The sequence below is a fragment of the Pannonibacter anstelovis genome (assembly GCF_036881715.1).
GTDB classification, from domain to species: domain Bacteria; phylum Pseudomonadota; class Alphaproteobacteria; order Rhizobiales; family Stappiaceae; genus Pannonibacter; species Pannonibacter anstelovis.
This window is the reverse complement of record NZ_JBAKBF010000005.1, coordinates 48,637-73,106: the sequence shown is the minus strand read 5'-3', so window position 1 is coordinate 73,106 and position 24,470 is coordinate 48,637. Positions and strand designations below refer to the sequence as shown.

The following is a 24,470-nucleotide window of genomic DNA, read 5'->3' as shown; positions in this document are numbered from 1 at the left end:
AGGAAAGAGAGGATGTCAGTCCGGATTGACCGGGCCGACCAGCCTTTCGAAGATGCCACGGACATTGGCCTGCGTCTCGGCAAGCTCCACCTCAAGACGGGCGAGATCGGGGGCTGCCGCTGCGTTGAGCAGCAGCGCGAGTACCCCGCCCGGCGCCTCGACCGGCTGGAACTTACCCGTCAGCGTCATGCGCAGGATCTGGGTCAGGCGGTGATAGAGCCGCAACGCCTGCAAGAGCCCGCCCGCATCATCTGCGTTGAGGAGCCCGAGTTCCAGCGCCCGGCCAAGGGCAGTCTCCGTGTTCTGGGCCAGAACCTCAGGATGGGCGTGGCCATGCACCAGCTGCAGATACTGGGCGATGAACTCGATATCGACGAGCCCGCCTGCGACCTGCTTTAAATCCCAGATATCCTTGGTGCCCTTCTCCTTCTCGATACGCCCGCGCATGGATGCCACGTCAGCGGCAATCTTCTGCGCCTCGCGCGGCCGGCAGAGGATTTCCTGCAGGAAGGCGGTTACTTTGGCGGAGAAGGCTTCCGACGAGCTGGTCAGCACGCGCGCCCGGGTCAGCGCCATATGCTCCCATGTCCAGGCGTCGTTGCGCTGATAGGTTTCAAAGGCGGTGATGCTGGTGGCCAGCGGACCGGCATTGCCTGAGGGGCGCAGGCGGAAATCCACCTCATAGAGGCTGCCTTCCGCCGTAGGTGCGGACAGGGCCGTCACAAGCCGCTGGGTCAGGCGGATATAGTACTGGCTGACCGGCAGCGGCCTCGCGCCATCAGAGCCGGTAGCATCTTCCGGCACGTCATAGAGCAGGATCAGATCCAGATCGGAGCTGGCCGTCATCTCTTCGCCGCCGAGCTTGCCCATGGACAGAAGCGCAAACTCCCCGCCCGTCACATGTCCATGAGATGCAGCGACATGCTCCACGACCCGCGCCAGAATGCGGTCCAGCACCACTTCGGCAAGCCGGGCCAGAGCATGGCCGACCTGATCAGCCGACAGGGTGTCAGACAGCAGCCGCAGGCCGATCAGGAACTGCTGCTCCTGCGCAAAGATGCGCGCCCTGTCCAGCGCCTCTTCATAGTAGCGGGCAAGAGCAAGCGTCTGATCAAGACCGGCGCGGAACTCCTCGCGGCTGGGCATTGCGCCGAAGAAGGCCGGGTCCAGCACCGCATCGAGCACATGCACCCGGCGCGCCACCGTTTCGGCGAGGCGCGGGGCGGACCCCATGACCGTCGCCATCAGATGCAGAAGCTGGGGGTTGGAGCGCAGCAGGGAGAAAAGTTGCACGCCCGCCGGCAGACGGGCCAGGAACGCGTCGAAGGCGCGCAATGCCGCGTCAGCATTGTCGCTGCGGGCAAGCGCCGAGATCAGCGCCGGATGCAGCTCGGTCAGCCGTTCGCGCGCCTTGGTCGAGCGCATGGCCGGATAGCGGCCGAAATGCCAGGCCTTGATGATCTTCGCCGCATCCGAAGGCTGGCGGTAGCCGAGACGGGAGAGGGTTTCCAGCGTGTCCGGGTCATCGTCGTCGCCGGTGAAGACAAGATTGCCCAGATCCGACGCCAGCTCCGGCTCATCCTCAAACAGACCGGCATAATGCCTCTGCACGGTCTGCAATTGTTTCAGCAACTCGGCCTCGAAGGATGGCAGATCTTCGAACCCGGCGAGGAAAGCCACACGCTGAAGGCCTTCGCCCAGTTGCGGCAGCAGATGCGTCTGCTCGTCATTGAGCATCTGGATGCGATGCTCGACCTTGCGCAGGAAGCGGTAAGCCTCCTTCAGGTCATCGCGGGTGTCCGGCTTGATCCAGTTGAAGGCGACCAGCCGGTCGAGCATGTCGAGCGTGCGCCGCCCGCGCAGTTCGGGATTGCGCCCGCCTGCGATCAGCTGCTGGGTCTGGACGAAGAATTCAACCTCGCGGATGCCGCCCCGGCCCAGCTTCACATTGTGCCCGGCAACGGCGATCTTGCCGTGCCCCTTGTGCATGTGGATCTGCCGCTTGATGGAATGCACGTCCGCAATGGCGGCAAAGTCCAGATACTTGCGCCAGATAAAGGGCACAATCTCGTGCAGGAAGGCTTCGCCCGCCGGAATGTCACCGGCGCAAGGCCGCGCCTTGATCAGCGCCGCACGCTCCCAGTTCTGACCCAGCGCTTCGTAATAGGCGAGCGCCGCAGGTACAGAGATGGCCACAGGCGTTGCCCCGGGGTCCGGCCGGAGGCGCAGATCGGTGCGGAAGACATAGCCGTCCGCCGTGCGCTCCTGCATGATCTTAACCAGCCGCTTGGTCAGGCGCACGAACTCCACCGGAGCCTCGGCATTGGCGGAAAGCGGCGCAATCTCCGGATCATAGAAGACGATCAGATCGATATCACTGGAGTAATTCAGCTCGAAGGCACCGTGCTTGCCCATGGCAAGAACGATCAGGCCGGAGCCTTTTTCCGGCTCGTCCAAGTCCTGCGGCGAGAACTTGCCGCGCGCGGCCAGTTCCCGCAGGCACAGGCGGATGGCCGCAGTGAGGCTGGCATCGGCAAGTTCGGCCAGCGCACGCGTCACATCATCAAGGTCAATCGCCCCGCCAATGTCGGCTAGGGCAACGGCAAGGGCCAGATCCTGCTTGAGCTGGCGCAATTCGCGCATCAGCCCGGCCTCATCAGCAGGCCGCGCCTCCCGGGCAGCCAGGATCGTGCCGGAGATCAGGCCTTCCAGATCCTCCCCCAGAACGCGCTGCAAACGCTGCGGGCGCACCATGGCAAGTTCCCGCAGATAAGGAGCATTGGCAAAGACACCGGCGAGAAACGCACAAAGCTGAGGGTCCTGATCGAGCCATGCCGCAAGATCCGAAGTGCTTGCGTCCTCCGCTGCCCGGATCAGCAGATCGGAGAGAACGCTCTCGGCCCTTTCGGGAGACTGTGGCCGCGGAACGACCTTGATGCGATGGCGCAGCGGCCCCTTTTCAGCTCCGGCTTCCAGCTTCCCTGCTTCTGTCGTCACGTCTTGCGCCTCCCGGCATGTCTACTTGAGCTGCCGGAAGATCAATCCTCGCAACCAGCCCTGGCCCGGCATCCCCCAGTGCAAGAGAGCCGCCATGCAGCCGGGCAATCGCCTTCACAAGGCTCAGGCCCAGCCCGTATCCCGGCTCGGTCCGGCTCTCCTCCAGCCGGACAAAGCGGTCCAGAACACGCCCGCGATCCTTTTCTTCAATGCCCCGCCCGTTGTCAGCGACGCTTATGGCGATCCGGTCATGCTCCTGCTCGAGCTTTAAGGTGATCGCAAGCGGCTGTCCATCCTCGGGCTGGCCGTATTTCAAAGCATTCTCAATGAGGTTGACCAGAGCCTGGGCGACGAGCTCGCGGTTGGCCAGAGCCTGGAATTCACCATCCCCCACGACAGTTAGGCTTCCCCCGTCATCCTCGACGACGGGCTGATAAAGATCCGCCACTTCAAGCGCCACCTGCTTCAGATCGACGTGTGCGTGCCCAGCCTCCGGCGACATGGATTCAACACGGGCAATCCGCAGCAGGGCATCAAAGATCCGCAGAAGGCCATCGCAGTCTTCAAGCGTTTCTTCCATGGCCTGGCGGTAATCGGCCCCGGTTTCTCCGTCGCGCAAGGCCGCCTCGATGCGGGTGCGCATGCGGGTGAGCGGAGTCTTGAGGTCATGGGCAATGTTATCGGTCACATCGCGCAGGCCCTGCATCAGCTGCTCGATCCGCTCCAGCATGCCGTTGAGGCTGAGGGCCAGACGGTCAAATTCATCACCATTACCTGCGACTGGCAGCCGGCGGGATAGATTGCCTTCCATGATCTGGTTGCTGGTCGCCGCCATGGCATCGATGCGGCGCAACACATAGCGCGAGACGAAGAGCCACGATACACCCGCCATGGCCAGAACCACCAGCAGCCAAACCCGCATGGCACCGGCCAGCACTTCTTTGAAGCGCTGCTGTTCACCCAGATCCCGCCCGACCAGCAAACGGAAGCCGCCGGGAATTTCGAAGGTGCGGACAACCGCTTGCCGTTCGCTTTCCCGGTTGACCTCGCCATCGGCCTCGCGGCGGAAATAAGTCACCCTGCGCACGCCGCCATCCGCCTCCTCCAGCACGGTCGTCGGGAGCCGGGAAATATTGCCGGCTAGAGCGTTTCCAGCAAAATCGATGAGAAGATAGATGCTGGCGTCAGGGCGGCTTGCGCGGGCATCGATAGCGGAAACAAGTGCCCGCACCCCGCCGCGTGCGAACTGGTCAGAGAGACCTTCGATTTCCGCATCAACGGTCTGCACCACCTGACCGGTGATCAGCGTGTTGGTGTTGCTGGAAATGGAAAAAAGCAGAAACCCGGACAGCGCGGTGAACACGGCCAGATAAAGCAGCGACAGCTTGAACGCCGTCGTGCGGATGAGCCTAGCCAGCGCTGTCACGGATCGTGTATCCCGCACCACGGACAGTGTGAAGCAGCGGCACCTCAAAATCCTTGTCGATCTTGGACCGCAGCCGGGACACATGCACGTCAATCACGTTGGTCTGGGGATCGAAGTGATATTCCCAGACATTCTCCAGCAGCATGGTGCGCGTTACCACCTGACCGGCATGCTGCATCAAGTACTCAAGCAGGCGGAACTCGCGCGGCTGCAGAGGAATATCCTTGCCGCTGCGGGTGCAGCGGTGGGCCAGGCGGTCAAGCTCAAGATCCGCAACCCGGTAGGTCGTCTCGGTGTCGCCACCGGCCTTGGGCCGGCGCCCCAACGCCTCGACACGGGCCAGAAGCTCAGTAAAGGCGAAAGGCTTGGGCAGATAATCATCCCCCCCTGCCCTGAGACCCGTCACCCGGTCATCGACCTGGCCGAGCGCTGAGAGGATCAGCACGGGCGTGTGGTCGCCGCTCTTGCGCAGGGACTGGATGATCGCAAGACCATCCAGGCGCGGCAGCATACGGTCAACGATCAGCACGTCATAACGGCTGTCCTGCGCCATCTGCAGCCCTTCCTCGCCATCGGCGGCAAGATCTGCAGAGTGGCCGACCTCGCGCAGCCCCTTGGCAACATAGGCGGCTGCTTGCTTGTCGTCTTCGATGATGAGAATTTTCAGCATGCCAATCTTTTACCTGAGCTTTTGCCCGGAAAGAACCGGAAAGAAGTGTCCGCAGCAACCCTCTTGCGGGTGCTGCGGACACTTGGCCTGACCTCTGCGGGGTGGGATTGGGGGCAGCGGAAGCCCGCAAGGTCAGGCGCGGGGCGGATCTTCACCGGGGGCTATAGACAGTCCGCCCCAGTCCGTGCGGCTTAGCCGACGTTCAGCGGCAGGGCGACAAAGCGGGCGCTATCGTCGCGGAAGACCCGCATCAGCACGGCCTTGCGGCCATCCTTTTCGGCCTTGGCCAGTGCAGCCTGGACATCCGCCGGAGTGGAAACTTTCTGGCCTGCGACCTCCCCGATCACATCACCCCGGGCAAGCCCCTTGTCTGCGGCAGGCCCTGCCGGGTCGACGTTCAGGACAACCACACCCTCGACATCAAGTCCAGCCTGCGAGGCAGATGCGAGATCGACCCCGAGATCTTCCAGCTCAGTCTTGCCAGCTCCGGTATCGCCCGCTGAGGCCAGTTGCTGACTGTCTGTCAGCTTGCCCAGCGTAACGGAAACATCCTTCTCCTTGCCATTGCGCCAGACCGTCAGGTCCACCTTCGTTCCTGGAGCATAGGCCGCGATCATACGGGACAGTTCGCGCGGCCCCTTCACGTCAGCGCCATCAACCTTGAGGATCGTGTCACCAGCTTCGATACCGGCCTTGGCGGCAGGGCTGCCGTTCTGCGGATCTGAGACGATGGCTCCCTGTGCATCGGCAAGGCCGAGGCTGGCTGCAATATCCTCTGTCACCGGCTGGATCTGAACCCCCAGCCAACCACGCGTCACGGCGCCATCCTTCTGCAGCGAAGCAACCACGTTACGCGCCGTGGAGGCAGGAATGGCGAAGGCAATGCCAACGTTGCCGCCGGACGGAGAGTAGATAGCCGCATTGATGCCGATCACCTCGCCCTTCATGTTGAAGGCCGGACCTCCCGAGTTGCCGCGGTTCACTGGTGCATCGATCTGGATGAAGTCATCATATGGGCCCGCGCCGATGTCACGGCCACGCGCAGAGACAATACCGGCAGTGACGGTTCCGCCAAGGCCGAAGGGATTGCCAATGGCGACAACCCACTCACCAACAGCAGGCGCGTCCTCTGCGAAAGCCACATAAGTGAACTTCTTGTCCGCATCGACTTTCAGCACCGCCAGGTCCGTGCGGGGATCCGTCCCGATCAGCTTGGCCTTGTAGTCATTCCCCTCATTGTCGGTAACCGTGAACTCCGTGCCCTTGTCGACCACATGGTTGTTGGTCACTACATAGCCATCATCCGAGATGAAGAAGCCGGACCCCTGGGACATCTCGTAGGGACGGGAGTTCTGCTGACCATCTCCCCGGTCTCCTTGGCCACGGCGCTCAAAGAACCGCTTCAGCGGGTGCCCATCCGGCAGTTCATCCATGCCCGGGAAGCCGAAGAGATCCTCGCCACCGCGGAAATTCATCATGCGCGGCTGAGCGGCCTGCTTCACCTTGACGCTGACCACAGCCGGCTGCACGGCGGACACGACATTGGAGAAATTCAGCGGGGCGGGCTGGCTCACCTCGACGGGAGCGGCAAAAGCATAGTTTGAGGGAACGAGCCCCTGAACGGTCAAGGCACCGGCAAGGCCAAGAGCCATCGCACCAGCCAGCAGGCCTGTCTTGTGGCGCGCAAAAAAACCAACGGACGGCTTGGCGGACTGCTCAGAATTCTGCTGCTCGGACATGAAATCACTCCTCGATCGTTTGACTGTCTTTCCAGCGCAGGCGGGGCACCGCGCCTTGTTGCAAACGAATATGGAGAGCGCCGCATTACAGGGGCCTGACCGGCGGATTAAACCTTTGTAATGTATTTTCACTCATGAAAAATCAGACACTGTTACAAGTAGCAATTGGCAAAATACATCTGGAAACATCAAATTTTCAGCATTCAACTTATCTCTCCGTAAATCTGTTTTCTGCAATGTCCAATGCAAATACACCGCATCGTATAGAGGTCAGAATGCTGAGATCGCTCGTTGATCTGGCGAAGGAGAGCTGCAGCGGCAAACGCCGCGAACTGATGGGCCATATCGCCAGCCTTTTCATTGAAGGCGCAGACCGCTACTCGAATGACGAGCTGTCGCTTTTCAATGACATCCTCGTAAATCTCCTGGACCTCGTTGACATTGAAGACCGCAGGGAGTTCTCCGGCAAGGTTGCCCACGTGGCGGAAACACCCAGGCCACTCATTCTCAAGCTTGCAAATGACAAGGCTGATGTGGCTGCTCCAGTCCTTCAGCATTCTGAAGTGCTGACAGACGATGACTTGTTCACTTTGGCCCGAACCAAAGGGCAGGAACATCTGCTCGCCATCTCTCAGCGCGAAACACTCAAGCCCCGGATCACGGATATATTGCTGGAACGCGGCGAGAAGCCTGTCCAGCACTCGGTTGCTGCAAACATTGGCGCAGAGCTATCGGATTGGGGTGGGCGGCTTCTGGTGAAACTCGCCGAGAGCGACCGGGACCTGCGAGAAGCCCTCACAGAGCGGCATGATCTGTCCAAGCAAAACTTCGACAGGCTTTTGTCCATGCTTCCAGCCGACCGCCAGGCCAAGCTGCGCTACATCTTTGAAAACAACGAGCGGATGGCCCGCAGCCTCTTCAAGGAGGCGAGCGCCCTTGTTGACGAGGGACGACTGGAGCGGCGCAAATCGCGCTTGAATGCCAAGGCAACCCTGAAGGATCTGCGCGACGGTCACAAGCAGCTGGACCAGGCGGTCATCGAATACAGCTTGTCAAACGAACTCTACGAACTTTCTTTCTTGCTCAGCCAATTCGCTCAGATCGACGAAAGGTTTGTCCGCAATATCATGGTGCGCCCTGATGTTGAGGCGATCGCCATCCTGTGCAGGGCGGTCGGAGTTAGCGACACTGCCTTTGGCGCGCTTTGCAAGGCCCGCTGCCGCCACATGCGCTGCCCCTCCGCTCAGGTGGATCATTGGGCAGGCGAGTACCGGATCCTATCGGAAGCAGACGCCCTCCGGACGATGCGCTTCATCAAGGTCCGTCTGTCCGTCATGGCAACTGCAGCAGTGTAGCGCAGCCTGCATCGGCAGGCGTGGCGTTACCCGCGCTGCCCAGATGCGTCTGCCCCAGGCGCCTCCTTGAGGATCGCCGCCAGCTCTGCCTCTTCGGCAGCCGTCAGAGGTACAGTTTCGGCCAACGCGGCCCGTTTCTTCTGCCGCCGGAACGCCGCCAGAACCGCAATACATCCAGCGAAGAAAGCCAGAGGCGCAGAGGCCCAGAGAAAGATCGTGTTCCAGCCGATCCTCGGCTTCAGCAGCACAAACTCACCATAGCGGGAAACGAGATAGTCAATGACAGCCTCATTGCTGTCGCCCGCGACGAGACGTTCACGAACCAGCACACGCAGATCCTTCGCGAGTGGCGCATCACTGTCGTCTATCGACTGGTTTTGGCAGACCATGCAGCGCAGCTGTGCAGAGAGCTCGCGAGCTCGCGTTTCCAGCGCAGGATCTTTCAGGATTTCGTCCGGTCCGATGGCGAGGGATGTTCCACACAGCGAAAAGACCATAAGCAGGCTCGCAAGAAAACGTCTCATGGGGCTCACTCTGCTGCAACGGTTTGCGGCTTGCCTGCCTTCGCTTTGGCGGGCTTGGGGGCACCGACCCTAAGGCGCCGGTCGGTCAGGGATATGGCTCCGCCCAGCGACATCACCAGAGTACCCAGCCAGATCAGGGTGATGAGCGGTTTGTGATAGGCGCGCAGATCCACACTGCCATCCGCGTGGCTTTCGCCCAGAGAAATGTAGAGCTGCGAGAAAACGAAAGTGGCAATTGCGGCCTCAGTCGTCGGCATGCCCCGCGCTGTATAAACCCGCTTCGAGGGATCAAGCTTTGCGACTTCGCGCCCGCCTGAGCGCACGGTAAAGTGCCCCACCTGTGCCGTGAAGTTCGATCCCTGCCGGGGCGCGACGCCGTCAAACGTGAACTGATAGCCAGACACGTCAAACGTATCGCCCGGCTTGGCATTGCGCACCACCTCAATCTGGAAGGCAGAAGCTACCACGATGCCAAGCACGGTCATGCCAAGACCAAAGTGCCCCAGAACCGTGCCCCAGGCGGAACGCGGCAGGCCGAAAAGGCGCGGCAGACCGCGGGCGAGACCGACTTCCAGAATACGGCTGCGGGAAATGATCTCGGCAATCGAGCCCGCCATCACCCATACCGCCAATCCGACGCCCAGAGGCGCCAGAACCCGGTCCATACCCCAGAGCCAGAAGACGAACAGCATTGCAAGTACAGTCAGTCCCAGAGCCGCATAGAGCCGCTCGCAGGCTGCCAGCATGTCCCCGCGCTTCCACGCCAGCAGCGGCCCAAAAGGCACTGCGATCAGCAGGGGCACCATCAACGGACCAAAGGTCAGATTGAAGAAGGGGGCGCCAACGGAGATCTTTTCACCGGTTAACGCTTCAAGCGCCAACGGATAAAGCGTTCCGACAAACACCGCCGCACAGGCTGCTGTCAGGAACAGGTTGTTAAGCACCAGCGAGCCTTCGCGGCTGATCGGTGAGAAAATGCCGCCCTGCTTCAGCATCGGTGCGCGCCACGCATAAAGCGCCAGCGAGCCGCCAATGAACACGCACAGGATGGCCAGAATGAACACGCCGCGTGAAGGATCGACCGCGAAGGCATGAACGCTGGTCAGCACGCCAGAGCGGACGAGGAATGTCCCGAGCAGCGACAGAGAAAAGGTGAAGATCGCGAGCAGAACCGTCCATACCTTCAGCGCCTCGCGCTTCTCCATGACGATGGCCGAATGCAGCAACGCCGTTCCCGCCAGCCAGGGCATGAAGGACGCATTCTCGACCGGGTCCCAGAACCACCAGCCGCCCCAGCCGAGCTCATAATAGGCCCAGTAGGAGCCCATGGAGATGCCGAGCGTCAGGAAAAGCCAGGCCAGCAGCGTCCAGGGCCGCACCCAGCGTGCCCAGGCCGCATCAATCCGCCCGAGGATGAGTGCTGCTACAGCAAAGGCAAAAGTGATCGAGAAGCCGACGTATCCAAGATAGAGCAGCGGCGGATGGATCGCGAGGCCGATGTCCTGCAGGATTGGATTGAGATCGTTACCTTCGAACGGAGCATCGGCAATCCGCTGGAACGGATTCGATGTAACGAGAATGAACAGCAGAAAGGCAGACGCGACCCAGGACTGAACGGCAAGCACTGTCGCACGCAGCGGTGCGGGCACATTGCTGCTGAACAGCCCCACGAGCGCACCAAAGAGTGCAAGAATGAGCACCCACAGCAGCATGGAGCCTTCGTGATTGCCCCAGACACCAGAGATCTTGAAGATCAGCGGCTTGGCGGAATGAGAGTTTTCCCAGACATTCAGAACGGAGAAGTCTGAATTCAGATAGGCCCAGGTCAACGACGCAAAGGAAATCGTAACCAGCACGAAGATCAAATTGGCCACAGGTGCGGCAATTGACATCAGGCGCAAGTCACCGGTCTTTGCGCCCCAGACGGGTACCACCGACTGTACTAGTGACATGACCAGCGCCAGTACAAGCGCAAAATGGCCGGCCTCAACAATCATGCGTCCTGTACTCCCTCACACCAATCCGGCTGCCCCGGCCCGACCGGCATCAATTGCTTTGCTGATCTTCATCGCCTTTCCAGACACCCTGTTCCTTAAGGGCATCGGCGACTTCTTTCGGCACGTAATTCTCGTCATGCTTTGCCAAGACATTGTCGGCCTTGAATACACCATCCGGGCCGATCACACCTTCCGTGACGACGCCCTGCCCCTCACGGAACAGGTCCGGCAGAATGCCCGTATAAGCCACCTGCACGGTGTTGGACGTATCCGTCACCCGGAACAGCACTTCTGCGTTGGCGCGGCGTTCAACGGACCCCTCCTCGACCAGCCCACCCAGCCGGATGCGTTGGCCGGGCGCGATCTGTTTGGTCACCACGTCAGTAGGTGTCTGAAAAAACACGATCTGGTCGCTCAACGCATAGAGTATCAGGCCGGCAGCGGCAGCAAGAACCACTCCGGCTCCACCGATCAGTGTAAGGCGGCGCTGTTTTCTGGTCATTCCCTTGTCCGCTCCCTCACGGTTCCTCTTGCGGCTGGTCCTCAGTTTCCGGACTCGAGTTCCTTCTCCAACTCGTCGAAACGGGACTGCGCGGCTTGATCTGCGGTCATTGCCTGCCGTGCCTTGCCAAGTGTTTCCCTGGCGGCCTCGCGCGCCCCAAGGACAAGCTGAGAACGGATGAGTCTCTCCCACTCTTCAATGGTGCCACCGTCCCTGTCTAACCTCTCCTGCAGGCCGTCTACCATGCTCTGAATCATGGACTGGCGGTCTTCTGCGCCCATTTCGCCTGCGGCCCGCACATCATCTGCCGTCGGACCGGGCATGACTGCAGGCGGAACCTGGCCCTGAACCGCGGCAAGTTCCTGCCGCGCCACAGGTACCCAGGGCTCACTCTCGTCAGCTCCCTCCAGCAGCTGCATCCAGGCCTTCACAGCTTCATCCTTCCTGCCATCCTGACCATAAGCCATCGCCAGGAAAAACCTTGGCTTCACGGCATCAGGAGACAAGGCGGCAGCCCGCTCAAATGCGGCTTTGGCATCCGCTGTCACAACGCCGCGCGCTGCAACGACAAGCGCCTCGCCAAGACCGGATTCAAGGTCCTCACGGCTGCCATTCAGGCGGATTGCGTTGCTGAAAGCCCTTGCCGAGTCCTCTGGACGGCCTAATGACAGATAAACGGGAGCGAGCACCTCCCATCCGCGCCCATCGGCAGGGTTCTGCGCCAGATGCTGCTCGACACGGGCAATCATCTGGTTCACGGGAAGAGTCTCAACAGGCGTATTCAACCGGGCAGAAAGAGGCTGATCCGGATAGGACGGCGAACCGGCGGCCATATAGATACCGAGCGCCGCCGCAGGTACAGCCAGAATCGCCAGAGCCATGACGGCTTTGTCACGGCTGCCGCTCGTGCTCCTGGCCGTATCCCGTTGACCGTCAGACAGGCTGCTGTCCCTGCGCAAGGCGATAAGACGGCGCGCAATCTCTGTTCGGGCAGCTTTCGCCGCAGTCTCGTCAATCACACCGCGCGCGAGATCCTTGTCCAGCTCATCCAGCTGGGCCTTGTAGACAGCTTCTCCTGCTACATCTTCAGCGGAAACAACGTCCGCGATAGCCCCGCGCCTGAGCGGCACAAGAATGGATAGCGCCGCAGCAGCGGTCAAGAAGGCGAAAAAGATCCAGAGTGTCATGCCGCCATATAGATCGTGACACACCCGCTCTGGCAACAAAAGAGTGTGTGACCTTGGGTCGCGGTGAAAACACGGATCTGGAAAACACGCAGAAACGGCTCACTTAGGCTGCTGCAGCCATTGCGCTTTGCCGGCTTCGCCTCAACAAAGCGGCGTATTCCTGGCCAAAACAGATCTCGCAAAGCTGGATAGCCGCCTCGGCAGCAGAGGCCACTGCGTCGCGGTTTGGTCCCTTGGCCTTTCCCAGATCGGAAATCAGGGAGCGCGAGATGATCTCCAGTGTCTGTTCGACAGACTGGCGAGCCCGTTTTCCCGCCTCGTTCACGGCCAGAACCTCCGCAGAACTGCGGCTTAGGTCCAACACTCTGAGCGTGCGAACGGCAGCATCAAGGGCGGCCTCGTTGGAACGAAACGCACCATCGGCATCTGTCTTGGGCACCTGTAAAGCCCGGCGGACCGTTCCGGCAGCACCAGCCAGTTCATCAGCAACCGCAGCCGAGATGCTGCGGCGGGTTTCTGCGATCCGGCCGCGCCACTGCTCCGCGCCAGTCAGATCCATATCCCGCTCCACACCTTTCACCACAGTCGCATATGCCGACAGAGCGCCTGCAAAGCCAACAGGATCAGGATTATTCTTGCGATGCTCGTGAGCCAGCAGATGCAGCCGCTCCACCTCCGAGATTACAATCGAGGCGAAGGGCGCGTAGCGGGTTTTCGTCAACCACCTTGCACCACGCACTCTTGCCAGCCTCTCTGCAAAGGGCCCAAGCGACCAGGGTGCCTCCGCCCGGTCCAGCATGGCAGCCGCGATCACCGGCACATCTTCGGGATGACGCGTGGCATATGCGGAAACCAGATCAAGGATGTCCGCATCCTGTTTCAATGCCCGCTCGCTAAGTGTGTCCGGAATACGCCGGCGAAAGGCTCTCAACCAAGGCTCAGCCTTGAACACCTTGGCCACATCAGCAAGATCTTGCAGGGCACGTTCGCCGCCCAGCAGCATCTTCAGCCTGCGCTCTTCGCGTTCAGATGCGGCACAGTTATCGAGAATCCCCGTCAGCGCCTCTCCAGCTTTCTTGCGCAAAACCGCAGCCACGCGATGAATCCGTTCTTCATCATCGGGGCGCCTCTCCAGAAACTCGACCGCTCTGGCAATGTCTTCTGCCAGCAGGTCCCGTTCCATCCAGTTCCAGAATTCACTCAGATAGGGCCGGTAGATCCTGGCTTCCTGCTTGTGCGGAAGCTGCTCGTTTATGGCAAAGGCATCAATCGGCGCGAAGAAGCTCCGCTCCAGTTTCTGGCGCCAGTTGCAGCCGGCATTCTGGACTGGAGTTGAACCCTCAAGCTCTTCGCCGGAAGCCTGCCCAGACAACAAAGCCAGCGCAGCCGCCAGAATAAGCTCTGCATGGGGCTCGTTCTGTCCAAGTGCATGCGTCCTCTCCAGGCTTCTTGCGAGCATGGAGACTGCCCCCGGAGACAGCTCTTCGAGATAGGACTGTATCTTCCTTTTCAGAAGATCCTGATCGGTCATGATACGCAGAACTTTGATCAACAGGATAAGACTGCCGGAAAGGCTAGCACTTCAGGACTTAAGTGTTCCTTTCCAGTTGGTTGATCCAGATGCTAAAATCGTGAAGTTTCGCTGGTCCCGACCGGCACGGGCAAACGAAAACCCGCCGGAAACCGGCGGGCTCAAAATTTGGCAATGCAAAACAGGGATCTGACGCGGCTCAGCCGATCGGGCGCCAAAGTCCCTTTTCGTCAGTGCAGGCCGTTGCACGGGCCACCACAGGAACAGGGTTATCCTTGGAAATCACCTGGTGGGTAAACTCCCGGCATTCGGTGTTGTTGACCTGATATCTGGGACCGGGACGCACTTCACCCTGACGGCCAGTTCGCGGATTGTCCCAGCGCACCGCACCTCCAGCGCCGGGCGTAGCCAGCGCCTGCTTCTGTGCTTCCGCCGCCACGCGCCGGTCACTCGATTCAAGCACAAGACCGGGTGTGCCTTCCAGCAGCTTGTTGATGGCTGCGTTGGCTTCTGCCTCAGCGATCGACTTCTCGGAACGGCCAAAAGCCGAGCCCCAAAGATCCACGCCATCGGAGCTGCTGTCACTGCCAAGCGAGCCGCAGGCAGAAAGGCCTGCAGACAAGAGCACAATCAACCCACTTTTGCTCAACCGCATCTCGCACTCCATCAACCGGCCACCACGGGCCAGTTCGCGCGTTCTCAAACGCGACAACGCAAGAATGGCAACAAGGTTCCCATACTGCGCCCGTTATCCTTAAAACTTCCCAAATTTATGGCCGAATCACGCCATCTTGAAGAAACATTAGGGATGTTGCAGCGCACTCTTAGTGATGTAAGTCACAGGGTGGCGTACGTCCAGTAAAGCTGCATTACCCAACCTTACAGGGTCACTCAGACAAACCCGTGCGATGCACGAGCAATCTCAATGGCTGATGCGCCGCAGAGCCTCTGTATCAGACGGCAGGCAGCAGCAGGCGTGCTCTCAGTCCGCCGAGCTCCGACGAAGACAGCTCGAAACAGCCACCATAAAGTCCTGCCAGATCCGCAACGATCGACAGCCCGAGCCCTGTGCCAGGTACGCTTTCGTCCAGCCGCTTGCCCCGCTTCACTGCTTCCCTGCGCTGCTCCGCCGTGAGGCCGGGCCCGTCATCCTCGACAACAATCTCAATGAACTGCCGGCCTGGGGTTCCGGTGTCCATAAGCCGCGACGTCAGCCGCACTTCGTATCTTGCCCACTTGCAGGCATTGTCCATGAGGTTCCCAGCCATTTCCTCGAGGTCCTGCTGCTCGCCCCGGAAGCGCATCCCATCTTCGCAATCGGCGGAGATATCCAGCCCCTTGGTATCGTGGATACGTTCCATCACGCGGGCAAGTTTTGTCAGAACCGGCTCCGCCGGAGTTGCCACCCCGATCACACGGCGCTGGGCAGCCATTCGCGCGCGCTCAAGATGATGGTCAACCTGCGTGCGCATGATGCCAGCCTGTTCGGCCATCTTCTCCGCAAATGGCCCGCCCTGTGCCCGGGCTTCATTGGAGATCACACTCAGCGGCGTCTTTAGCGCATGCGCCAGATTGCCCACGTGTGTGCGGGCCCGCTCCACCACCTCCCGGTTGGAGGCAATCAGCGCATTCAGCTCCGCAGCCAATGGTGCAAGTTCCGAGGGCAGATCCTCCTCAACCCGCTCTGCATCGCCCTGACGGACGGCTGCCAACGATGCCTGCAGCCGCTTCAGCGGCACGAGGCCATAACGGACCTGAAGAAACACCGCAGCCACCAGACCAAGGCCAAAGACGAACAGCGTCAGGGCCACTTGCCCGGCAAAGGCTCTGACATCCTGCCGCAACCCGGCTGTGCGCCCTGCCACCGCGATGAGATAGCTCTTGCCATCAAAGGAGATGATCCGCTGCGCCACCCGCAGTTCATCGCTGCCAGGGCCCGTCATTGCGGCACTGCCACTGCGCTCTCCCTCGCCAAGCGCAGGAACATTCAGTGGATCTCCGAGCAGCGAGGGTGAAGCGAACAGCCGCTCGCCACCCGCCAGATCCGTCACCGTCCAGTACCAGCCCGAAAGCGGCAGAGAGAAACGCGGTTCTCCAAGGTTGTCCGGCCTGTTCAGCGGCTCTCCGGCAGAAGCAGGCGCCATCGCGCCAACGATGCTCTTCTGGTAGACCTCAAGCTGGCTGTCAAAACCGCGTTCCACTGCCTCGCGGTAAAGACCAACCAGTATAACGCCTGCGATGACAAGCGCTGCCGTCGACCAGAGCGAGGCGGCCAGAACCAGCCGTGTTGCCAGTGACCTGCGCCGTGGCCGCCGTACAGCCTCGATCCGCGGCGCCTGATCCGGCCCGCTCACACCGGTTCTCCGATCCGGTAGCCAAGCCCGCGGATGGTTTCGATATAGTCCCCGCCCAGCTTCTTGCGCAGCCGTCCGACGAAAACCTCGATCGTGTTGGAATCCCGGTCAAAGTCCTGATCGTAGAGATGCTCCACCAGCTCAGTGCGGGAAATCACCTTGCCCTTGTGGTGCAGGAGGTAGGCCAGAAGACGGTATTCCAGCGACGTCAGTTTCACCGGACTGCCGCCGACCGTCACCCGGCTGGTGCGCAAATCGGCGCGAAGGTCACCGCATTCGATTTCATTGGAGGCAAGGCCGGCCGCGCGGCGCACCAGCGCCCGCACCCGCGCCAGCACTTCTTCCATATGGAAAGGCTTGGCTACGTAATCATCCGCGCCGGCGTCAATGCCCGCCACCTTGTCAGACCAGCGGTCGCGGGCGGTCAGGATCAGCACGGGCATGATGCGCTTGTTGCGGCGCCATTTTTCCAGCACCGAAAGACCATCAAGGACTGGCAGGCCCAGATCCAGCACCACAGCGTCATAGGGCTCTGTATCACCGAGATAGTGCCCCTCCTCGCCGTCATAGGCACGATCCACGACGTAACCCGCTTCGGTCAGCGCCTCGGCAAGCTGGCGGTTCAGGTCCTTGTCGTCTTCAACAATGAGGAGGCGCATCTGTCTTCCCGGATGGAACTGGCTACCGTCACATTTAGGCGAGTCTTCGCCCTGTGCCTACCGGCTGGCGTCGACAACAACTGTCGTCACCTGTCCGTTGGCCAGCACGGAGAGGCGGTAGACATAGCGCCCGCCCTCAATACACAGCTGCGCCTTGACAATTTCGCCGCCCGCTGAGCCTGCGACAGCCCCCAGCGGCTGCGCCTGCCCGCTTGCCACGGCCTGCTGTGCCTCCCCCTGCGACAGGCAATTGGCGGCGGCCGGAACAAGTCCGGCAAGAAGGAAGAGAATGGCGGCGGCGAAAAATCTGGTCACGGGGCTGTTCCTGCTTCGGTTCGGGCCGGAATTATCCCTTTTGTAGCTGCCTCTGCCTGAATGACAAATGAACGGGGCTGACAGTCTCCCGTCAGCCCCGTACATCTTTTCAGGCCCCGATTACTTGCGCCAGGCCGCAGGCTCCGTCGTCACATGCCGCAGGAGGATGTTGACGATACCGATTGCCATGACGGCAAACGGCCCCCATCCATCCGGAAGAACCTTGCTCCAGTCGACCAGATCCAGCTGATCCAGAATTCCGCCACCCAGACTGGCGATGCCAACCGCTCCATTGAAGGCAAAAGTCTTCCAACCATTCATATGCCTGTCCTTCCGCTTCAGGTTTCAGGAAATGAACTGGCGGGCAAGCAGCCGGATACGGCCCCGGTTCGCCCATGCCAGATAGATCACAAAGGCAAAGCCAGCCAGTGCCAGCCCCCAGCCGAGAATTTCCATCCAGGTATCGCCATTCGAAACGGAGACACCTGCACCAGTCGCACCGCAGATGAGAGTTCCCGCCACGCCTCTCTGTTTTGCGACGGCACGCTCCAGTTCTGAGAGGGTTGCCGGGCCAAGCCTGCCGTCGAGTTTCAGCGGCGGATGCTCGATCTGGAATGCCAGCACCGCCGCCCGTGTGATCGGGCCTTCGATTCCATCGGTGGGGCCGGGCTTGAAGCCAAGCCGTGCCAGCATCTGCTGGCCCCGCATCACCTCTGGGTCTGGCTCGGGTAGGGAGTTGTGCCCGTTGAAGCCATAGTCGCCGCCCTGAAGAAGACGGGCTTCTTCAGACCTGCGCCGCACCAGCCCCGGCAGAATGCGCCCTCCGGCCCGGATGCCCGTCATAGCCAGCAGACGCGCGGCCTCGGCCACGTTTCCGGCCGCCAGCGCCGCCGCCCAGCGCCAGGAAAGGCACTGTTCCCCGAGATTGTAGACAGCCGAGACAACCGCATCGAACTGGTTCTGCGGCAGCTTGCCGAACCGGCGGAGCACCGCAGCGCCATACTCATGATCCGCCAGCGTCTTGAGCACGGTATTGGCCTCTGCCCGGTCGATCATGTCTCCGGCCTTGAGGTCTTTGCGCCCCCGCTTCGACCACCAGTCACGGAACAGCCGGGACGCCAGAGTGAAGCCGTAGCCGATCGTCGGCACTCCGGCCGGATCCATGTAGGCACGCGAGGAAAAACCCTCGTGCCGGGCAATAAAGGCAAGCCCTTCAGGACTGACATTCATGATCATCACTCCCTCGACAACACTTGAACTCGTGGTCTTGTGTCTTCACGCTGCAGGCACTCCCGCGATCAGGCACTGCACGGCCACGCGGACGGCCCCGCCGGTGAAGCTCCCGCCATTGGCCGACAGGCGCACGCTGGTGGGCGCATAGAAGGCGGCCGGGCCAATCACCCCCGCATTCTGCGCTCCAGCGCTGACACCCAGAGATCCGCCAAACTTTGACCTGTCGGAAGAAAGTCCGCAGTCGTAGGACGCGGCACCTGTGATTGTTGTGAGTGTCCGGCAAGAAACAGCGAAGACCACCGCCCGGTCCGGGATCAGCCCTTCCGCCTCCACATAGGTTCCGCTCATCTCCTCAAGCGTCGCCTCCAGCACGGAGAGACCCGCCGTCGCACCGCCGCTGCTGCGGGCCAGCATCATCTGCGGCCCGAGCAGCGCGGCATAGTCACGCCAGCTCCCGCCAGCAAACACCAGCAGCCTGCCCTCGGACGCGAGGAAGGCCCGCAGCCCCTCAAAGCCGGGATAGAACACCCAGGCACCGCCGCTGAAATGCGCCGCCTTTCCCTCGTGCCCGGCAAAAGCGCCCCAGGCACCGGAGGCGACCAGAAAGGTGTCGCCTTCTCCGGCAGTGGCAGGCGGCACCTGCCGCTCCTCGATCAGCCGCAGGTGCGCCAGCGTATCCAGCCGCGCCAGCGCCTCGTTGTGGGTCACGTGTTTCTGCGCTTGAGCTGCCGCAATCAGCGGCAGGCCCAGCCTTGCTGTCTCAGACATTCAACACCTCTTTCAGAAAAGCGCCCGGCCCTGCCTCGGGCGAAATCTGGCAGACCCGCACCGCAAGGCTCGCCACCGGCCCGCTGAAGTCGGCAGCCTCATCCGCTGCCGGATAAACAACACTGGTGGCAGTGCTGGTCAGCGACCGCAGAGCGTTCCCGCCCGGGGCGGACAGAATGTCCACACGATAGACTTCCGCCGTCTCGCCCAGCGGCACCTCCGCAAGGTCCCAGCTATCGCCGCCCTTTCGGGTCCGCCGGATCCAAGACAGGCGGATGCCTCCGCTCTCCCGCGATGCCCTCAGATGCACCGGCGCCAGCGGCAAGGCCGCCCGGCCGCTCGCCGCAAAGGCCACATCCCTGCGGGCTGCCGTGTCCAGAGCCGCACCGGCGGGCAGGATTCGATAGGCCAGGGAACGCCCCAGCAGATCCGCCTCCAGCGGGAGGACCGCATGGCTGCCATCCAGCAGAACGATGGCCGCCCCGGCTTCAGCTCCAGCTGCTGCTTCTGCCTCGCTGCCCTTTTGCCCGCGCAGCAGCCCCGTCAGGCGGTACCGCCGCGTGCCCGTCAGCTCCGCATTACGGAACTGCAGCAGTTCATATCCACCTGTCCGGCTCAGCACAGCCAGCGCATTGGCACCGGAAAGCACCGCCTCCGCACTGCGGCTTTGCATCACTCCACCGTGGATCTCCACCTCGCAGACGGAGGCCTCATCCCACCGCCACACCGGCCCCGGCGGCAGATCAGCCGTCAGCGAGCCCGCCGTGGCCGGCCGCTCCAGCCGCGCCACGTCCTCGAATCTGTCGCCCGTCCGGCCGCGCAGCACCGCCAGTTCCCCCGGCCAGGGCCGGGCAAAGGCCGCAATCACGGGCGAGAAGGCACCATCCGTGTCCTGCAGGAGCGGCAGGTTCATCATCACCACATGCGGCGGCCCCGCTTCCGTATCCTGCCAAACAGACGCCCGGCTCTGTGGCGTACGGGCCACCGCCAGCACCGGCGCGCTGCGCACTGCTTCGATCTTCCGCGTCTGCGCAGTCTCGATCCGCTCGATCCGCAGACGCAGCGCAGGCGAGAACACCTGATCCGGTGTTTCCGCAATCTCAACCAGATCGCCCACCTCAAATCTGGCGTCTGTTGGCGGCAGGGAGAATTCCACCCGCTCCCGCTCCGCCCAAACCCGCTGCAAGCGCGCATCCGCCGCCTGCATCAGCACCACCGGATTGGCGGTCATGGCCAGATCCTGCGAACTCACCGTCCGGCTTCCCCCTTCCAGGCGGCGGCTGGCCACCACCTGACGGCGGAAATCCTGCTGCGGGTCCTCGCCTGACAACCGGATCTCGCTCGTCAGCTCGGTATTCTGCGCCCGCACGCGGCTCAGCAGCGGCTGGTCTTCCGCCTCTTCTGCCAGCAGGTGCCCGTCCAGCGGATGCACCCGTCCTGCTCCAGCAATGGCAAAGCGCAGCCGGTCCCCCAGATCCAGTGCCTGCCCGCCAAAGGCCTCCAGAAGGGGATCGATGGCATCACGCAATGAAACCGGCCCCGCCAGTGTCATCCCCTCAACAACTGCGGCTGGCCCAAGCACGTCGCAGGCTTCGCCGCCGATGCCGAAATCCTCAAGCATCTGCCGGATCAGGCCCGCAATGCTCACGGAACCAAGCCGGCCGTTCAGCCAGTGCCCAACCTCCCAGTTGCCCCCGTCCGACCAGACGTCCCCATAGACCGGAAAGGCCGGAAAAGGCCGCGCGTCATAGGTCCACAGATGCAGGTTAGCCTCATCCACCATCCGCCCGCCATAGACGGAGGAAACCGGATTGTCCCCGCGTGCCAGCTCCGGATGACTGCCGCCCCAGTAGCTCAGCACCGCCTCCAGCCCCATCCGCTGCATGGCGTCATCGCGGGAGCCGCTGGAAAAATGCGGCGGGGTGGATTCCGACGATTTTGGATCGACAAACACATTCGGCTGGTTTGCCCCCCGGTCAATCGCCGGCATGCCCAGCTCGGTAAACCAGATAGGCTTGGACATGGGCACCCAGGGTGTCGCAGCCGCCAGTTCAACTCCGCCCACCCGCTCCACATGCGGGTTTTCCCACCAGCCCCGGATATCCTTGGCCCGGTAGACGAACGGCTTGCCATAGGCCCCATCGGTTATCGGCGTGCGCTGTCCCGCCCGCCGCTCCGCATCCGAGCGGTAATGCCAGTCGAAATACTCCCCGCCCGCCACTCCGGCCCGCAAGGCTTCAAGATCGTAGGGTGTCTCATCGTCTGCACCCTTCAGGTCCGTCAGCGGCAGATAATTGTCGATGCCGACGAAATCCACCGCCGGGTCGGCCCACAGCGGATCCAGCGGAAACCGCACCTCCCCCTCCTGCGGCTGATGCGCGCCATATTCGGACCAGTCCGCAGCATAGGAAATCTTCGTCCCGGTTCTCAGCACGGCGCGCACATCTGTTGTCAGTGCTCTCAGTGCCGTCACGAAGGGGTAGCTGCCACCTCCAGCGCTTGCCCTGGTCAGCCCGCGCATTTCCGATCCGGTCAGGAAGGCATCAACACCGCCCGCCGCTTCCGCCAGATGCGCCAGATGCAGGATGAAGCGCCGGTAACCCCAGTCCTCCGCATTGCCGCCGAACCCGATTGCCTCCCCGCTCACACTGAAATGGGCCGGCATCGCGCTTCCCATGAAGGCGGCCACATCTGCCGCAACACTCCCCGAGGGCACGATCCGCCCGCGCCAGGGATAGACCGGCTGCGACATCCCGCCCTCAGGCGCAGGCAAGCTGTTGCCTGCCGGGATATCCATCAGGATGAAGGGGTAAAGCACCACCCTCAGCCCCCGTGCCTTCAGGTCGCGGATGGCCGCGATCACGCTGGCATCACAAGGCGTGCCGCCAAAGGCCGGGCGTCCGTCAATCTGCGAAACAAGCTGCGCGCCCTCCCGCGTCACCGGACCCACCTGCCAGGTCATGCCAGAGGTGTTGCGGCTAGCTGTCTCAACCTTTGGCCGGATGGAGCACTGTCCGGCCCGCAGATCATCCCCGAACCAGGCCACCACGAGCGCTACACTCTCCAGCGCCGGACATAGCGCCTGCAATTCGTCCATTGCCGCGTGCCAGTCGCTGGCAGCGATGGACGTGTGCCGGTTCACCACCACCGTTGTGCCGGTGGAGGGCTCGTCCGTGACCTTGGTGGGAGCATAGACAAACTCTCCCGCACCGGGGATCAGCGTCACGGCCTTCACCATCGGCTCCAGCCGCTCCACCACCCGCACCACCTCGAAGGACAGCTGTGGCAGACGATTGCCGAAGCTCTCCAGCGGCAGCCGCTCGAACACCACATAGGCCGTCCCGCGATAGGCCGGGGCCACACCCTGCACGGCCATAATCAAGGGATCCGGCCCTTGCATCCGCGTGCCGGGGTAAATGCGGTGATTGATGCCGGTGAGATCCAGCAGCTTGCCATCGGCCCACACGCGCCCGATCCGCGCCACCGGACCTTCACACAGAGCCACGGCAAAATTGCCGTAATAGCTGTAGCTGCGCACAGTCGTACTGGAGCCGCCGCCCGCTTTCCCGCCTGCGCTCTCTTCGCTGACTTCTTCCTCGAAACGTGTCGCCCAGATCACCTGCCCCGCCAGCCGCACCCGGCCATAGATCAGTGGCAGGGAGGCCCCCTCAGCAGAGGACTGGACCGAAAGATCGGCCAGCCGGCCGGACTCCACCGTCCGGCTGCTGCCGAACATGGAATTATCGATCAGGCTCCCGGCCACAGCGCCCGCCGCGCGCCCCAGAATACCGCCGATAGCTCCAATTCCAGCCATGTTGCCAAGGGCCTGTCCGGCCGCCGCAAGGATCAGGGTTGCCATGGCAAAACTCCGGGAAAGGAAAACACATGCGAAATGCGCCGCGACCAAGCTGGCACCAGCGGGCTTTCAATCACACCAGCCCGCTCATAGGCGTGGATCAGGCCGCCCGTTTCACTCAGAAGACCTGCATGTTTCACCGGTGCTCCGTCACGCCAGCGGAACAGCACCACATCGCCCGGCGCACCTGTACCTGCCACCGGCACAAGCCAGGTCGCGGCCGCCTGCAGCAGGCTCTCACCGCCGCTGCCTGCCTCCGCCCATTGCGGCGAATAGGCAGGCAGCGGCACAGGCTCCGGTCCCACGAACTGGCGCCAGAGCCCCCGGACAAGTCCTAGACAGTCACACCCCACGCCCTTCAGCGAAGCCTGATGCCGGTAGGGCGTGCCGATCCAGCTGCGCGATCCAGCCAGCAACTCCACCCGCGAAATCCCGTCAGGAGACAATTGCCCCTCCATCGTTCTGGCCCGAGTTGCGGTTCGGATAGGAGAGGACGAAGTCCGTTCCCGGCATATGCGGAAAGCCCTGAAAGTTCAGCGCATTGGCGAACTTTGTCTGACAGGTGGCAAAGCGCTTGTCGCAGCCCGCCGTCACCGTGATGCCGGTACCGGACGCCAGCATCTGCGGCGCCGCCAGCCACAGCACCAGTTCCGCCCCTTCGTCCGTCCGGTCGTGCCGGGCCACCTCGCAGGCAAAGCCCGCCAGCGCACCAGTCGTCACCTGCAGCCGCCCGCCGTCGAACCAGCCGCTGGTGTAGGAATGAAGTCCTGATACGCGCAGCCGCCTTGTGTCATGCGAGAGGAGCACCGTTCCCGTCCCCCGAAAGCTGACAGAGGCCAGATCCACACCGCAGCGCGCATCCCCCAGATCCGCGTCGCACTGGCCGGAGAACACCCGCCCCCGCCGCGCCTCCAGCGCCTGCGAAAGGCCGCGCAGCTCGGCCCGGAACACAAGCCCTGCCCGTGTCACCTCGCCGATCGTGGCCCGCCGCTCCAGGAGCACCTGCGAGGGATCAGCCCAGTTGACGAGATAGGCCCGAACCCCGGCTCCATCCCACAGCCCCGCCTCCAGTTCGGCGTCGCTCAGGCCCTCGCTCGTCAGGCTGCCACTCACCTCGCCGCCACCCACGGCTAGTCCCGGCCCTTCCGTCACCGCGCTGCGCTCCAGCCCGTTGGCCGGGTGGCACATCACGCCCTGCACGGTCAGCGCCCGGTCGTGGTCGGTGAAGCCAAGCGTCACTCCATCACTGCGCGTCACCAGCCAGCAGGCGCACAGCGTCGTGATCCGGCCCGCCAGATGGGCGGCCAGTGCCTCGTCGATTGTTTTCATGGATGATTTTCCTGCTTCGCAGTGCGGA

Annotated in this window: 20 protein-coding genes; 1 reads left to right on the top strand and 19 read right to left on the bottom strand. The window is 62.3% G+C overall.

The window, feature by feature from the left end; all coding sequences use genetic code 11:
- Positions 1-15: 15 nt before the first annotated feature.
- The 4 genes from V6L75_RS09740 to V6L75_RS09725 form a co-directional block, all read right to left on the bottom strand.
- Positions 16-2,997, bottom strand: coding sequence for a bifunctional [glutamine synthetase] adenylyltransferase/[glutamine synthetase]-adenylyl-L-tyrosine phosphorylase (locus tag V6L75_RS09740; RefSeq protein ID WP_334251319.1), 2,982 nt, complete (start codon positions 2,995-2,997; stop codon positions 16-18).
- Positions 2,960-4,423 (bottom strand): sensor histidine kinase, encoded by a 1,464-nt coding sequence (locus tag V6L75_RS09735; protein WP_334251318.1) that lies wholly within the window; start codon positions 4,421-4,423, stop codon positions 2,960-2,962. The genes V6L75_RS09740 and V6L75_RS09735 overlap by 38 nt, the downstream gene beginning before the upstream one ends.
- A complete protein-coding gene (locus tag V6L75_RS09730; protein ID WP_334251317.1) occupies positions 4,407-5,093 on the bottom strand; it encodes a response regulator transcription factor in 687 nt (228 codons plus the stop codon). The genes V6L75_RS09735 and V6L75_RS09730 overlap by 17 nt, the downstream gene beginning before the upstream one ends.
- A 191-nt stretch (positions 5,094-5,284) precedes the next feature.
- Entirely contained in the window at positions 5,285-6,832 is a 1,548-nt protein-coding gene (locus V6L75_RS09725; protein WP_334251316.1) for a Do family serine endopeptidase, read from the bottom strand.
- A 134-nt stretch (positions 6,833-6,966) separates the two neighbouring features.
- Between V6L75_RS09725 and V6L75_RS09720 the strand changes: the two genes are divergently transcribed.
- On the top strand, positions 6,967-8,187 hold the full coding sequence (locus tag V6L75_RS09720) for a DUF2336 domain-containing protein (RefSeq protein ID WP_334251315.1): 1,221 nt from the start codon (positions 6,967-6,969) through the stop codon (positions 8,185-8,187).
- Positions 8,188-8,213: 26 nt separating this feature from the next.
- On the opposite strand, the gene V6L75_RS09715 is transcribed toward V6L75_RS09720, so the two are convergent.
- The 15 genes from V6L75_RS09715 to V6L75_RS09645 form a co-directional block, all read right to left on the bottom strand.
- A complete protein-coding gene (locus tag V6L75_RS09715) occupies positions 8,214-8,711 on the bottom strand; it encodes a cytochrome c-type biogenesis protein (protein WP_334251314.1) in 498 nt (165 codons plus the stop codon).
- A 5-nt stretch (positions 8,712-8,716) separates the two neighbouring features.
- A complete protein-coding gene (locus V6L75_RS09710; protein WP_334251313.1) occupies positions 8,717-10,708 on the bottom strand; it encodes a heme lyase CcmF/NrfE family subunit in 1,992 nt (663 codons plus the stop codon).
- Between the two features lie 49 nt (positions 10,709-10,757).
- Positions 10,758-11,210 (bottom strand): cytochrome c maturation protein CcmE, encoded by a 453-nt coding sequence (gene ccmE / locus V6L75_RS09705; RefSeq protein WP_334251312.1) that lies wholly within the window; start codon positions 11,208-11,210, stop codon positions 10,758-10,760.
- 41 nt (positions 11,211-11,251) lie between these two features.
- The gene (gene ccmI / locus V6L75_RS09700) at positions 11,252-12,397 is read right to left on the bottom strand and encodes a c-type cytochrome biogenesis protein CcmI (protein ID WP_334251311.1); all 1,146 of its coding nucleotides are present in this window, start codon (positions 12,395-12,397) and stop codon (positions 11,252-11,254) included.
- Positions 12,398-12,500: 103 nt separating this feature from the next.
- The gene (locus tag V6L75_RS09695) at positions 12,501-13,856 is read right to left on the bottom strand and encodes a hypothetical protein (protein ID WP_334251310.1); all 1,356 of its coding nucleotides are present in this window, start codon (positions 13,854-13,856) and stop codon (positions 12,501-12,503) included.
- 271 nt (positions 13,857-14,127) lie between these two features.
- Complete coding sequence (locus V6L75_RS09690; protein WP_334251309.1) at positions 14,128-14,583, bottom strand: RT0821/Lpp0805 family surface protein; 456 nt, start codon at positions 14,581-14,583, stop codon at positions 14,128-14,130.
- Between the two features lie 298 nt (positions 14,584-14,881).
- Positions 14,882-16,282: an ATP-binding protein gene (locus V6L75_RS09685; protein ID WP_334251308.1), complete on the bottom strand. Its 1,401-nt coding sequence runs from the start codon at positions 16,280-16,282 to the stop codon at positions 14,882-14,884.
- A complete protein-coding gene (locus tag V6L75_RS09680) occupies positions 16,279-16,941 on the bottom strand; it encodes a response regulator transcription factor (protein WP_334251307.1) in 663 nt (220 codons plus the stop codon). The genes V6L75_RS09685 and V6L75_RS09680 overlap by 4 nt, the downstream gene beginning before the upstream one ends.
- 57 nt (positions 16,942-16,998) lie before the next feature.
- Positions 16,999-17,256, bottom strand: coding sequence for a PepSY domain-containing protein (locus V6L75_RS09675; protein WP_334251306.1), 258 nt, complete (start codon positions 17,254-17,256; stop codon positions 16,999-17,001).
- Between the two features lie 120 nt (positions 17,257-17,376).
- Positions 17,377-17,577: a hypothetical protein gene (locus tag V6L75_RS09670; RefSeq protein WP_334251305.1), complete on the bottom strand. Its 201-nt coding sequence runs from the start codon at positions 17,575-17,577 to the stop codon at positions 17,377-17,379.
- Positions 17,578-17,601: 24 nt separating this feature from the next.
- The gene (locus tag V6L75_RS09665; RefSeq protein WP_334251304.1) at positions 17,602-18,486 is read right to left on the bottom strand and encodes a glycoside hydrolase family protein; all 885 of its coding nucleotides are present in this window, start codon (positions 18,484-18,486) and stop codon (positions 17,602-17,604) included.
- 45 nt (positions 18,487-18,531) lie between these two features.
- Complete coding sequence (locus V6L75_RS09660; RefSeq protein WP_334251303.1) at positions 18,532-19,257, bottom strand: DUF2793 domain-containing protein; 726 nt, start codon at positions 19,255-19,257, stop codon at positions 18,532-18,534.
- On the bottom strand, positions 19,250-23,116 hold the full coding sequence (locus V6L75_RS09655; RefSeq protein ID WP_334251302.1) for a baseplate multidomain protein megatron: 3,867 nt from the start codon (positions 23,114-23,116) through the stop codon (positions 19,250-19,252). Before V6L75_RS09655 ends, V6L75_RS09660 begins: the two co-directional genes overlap by 8 nt.
- Positions 23,104-23,559, bottom strand: a complete 456-nt coding sequence (locus V6L75_RS09650) for an NlpC/P60 family protein (protein ID WP_334251301.1) — start codon at positions 23,557-23,559, stop codon at positions 23,104-23,106. Before V6L75_RS09650 ends, V6L75_RS09655 begins: the two co-directional genes overlap by 13 nt.
- A complete protein-coding gene (locus V6L75_RS09645) occupies positions 23,549-24,442 on the bottom strand; it encodes a DUF2163 domain-containing protein (RefSeq protein WP_334251300.1) in 894 nt (297 codons plus the stop codon). Before V6L75_RS09645 ends, V6L75_RS09650 begins: the two co-directional genes overlap by 11 nt.
- Between the last annotated feature and the right edge of the window lie 28 nt (positions 24,443-24,470).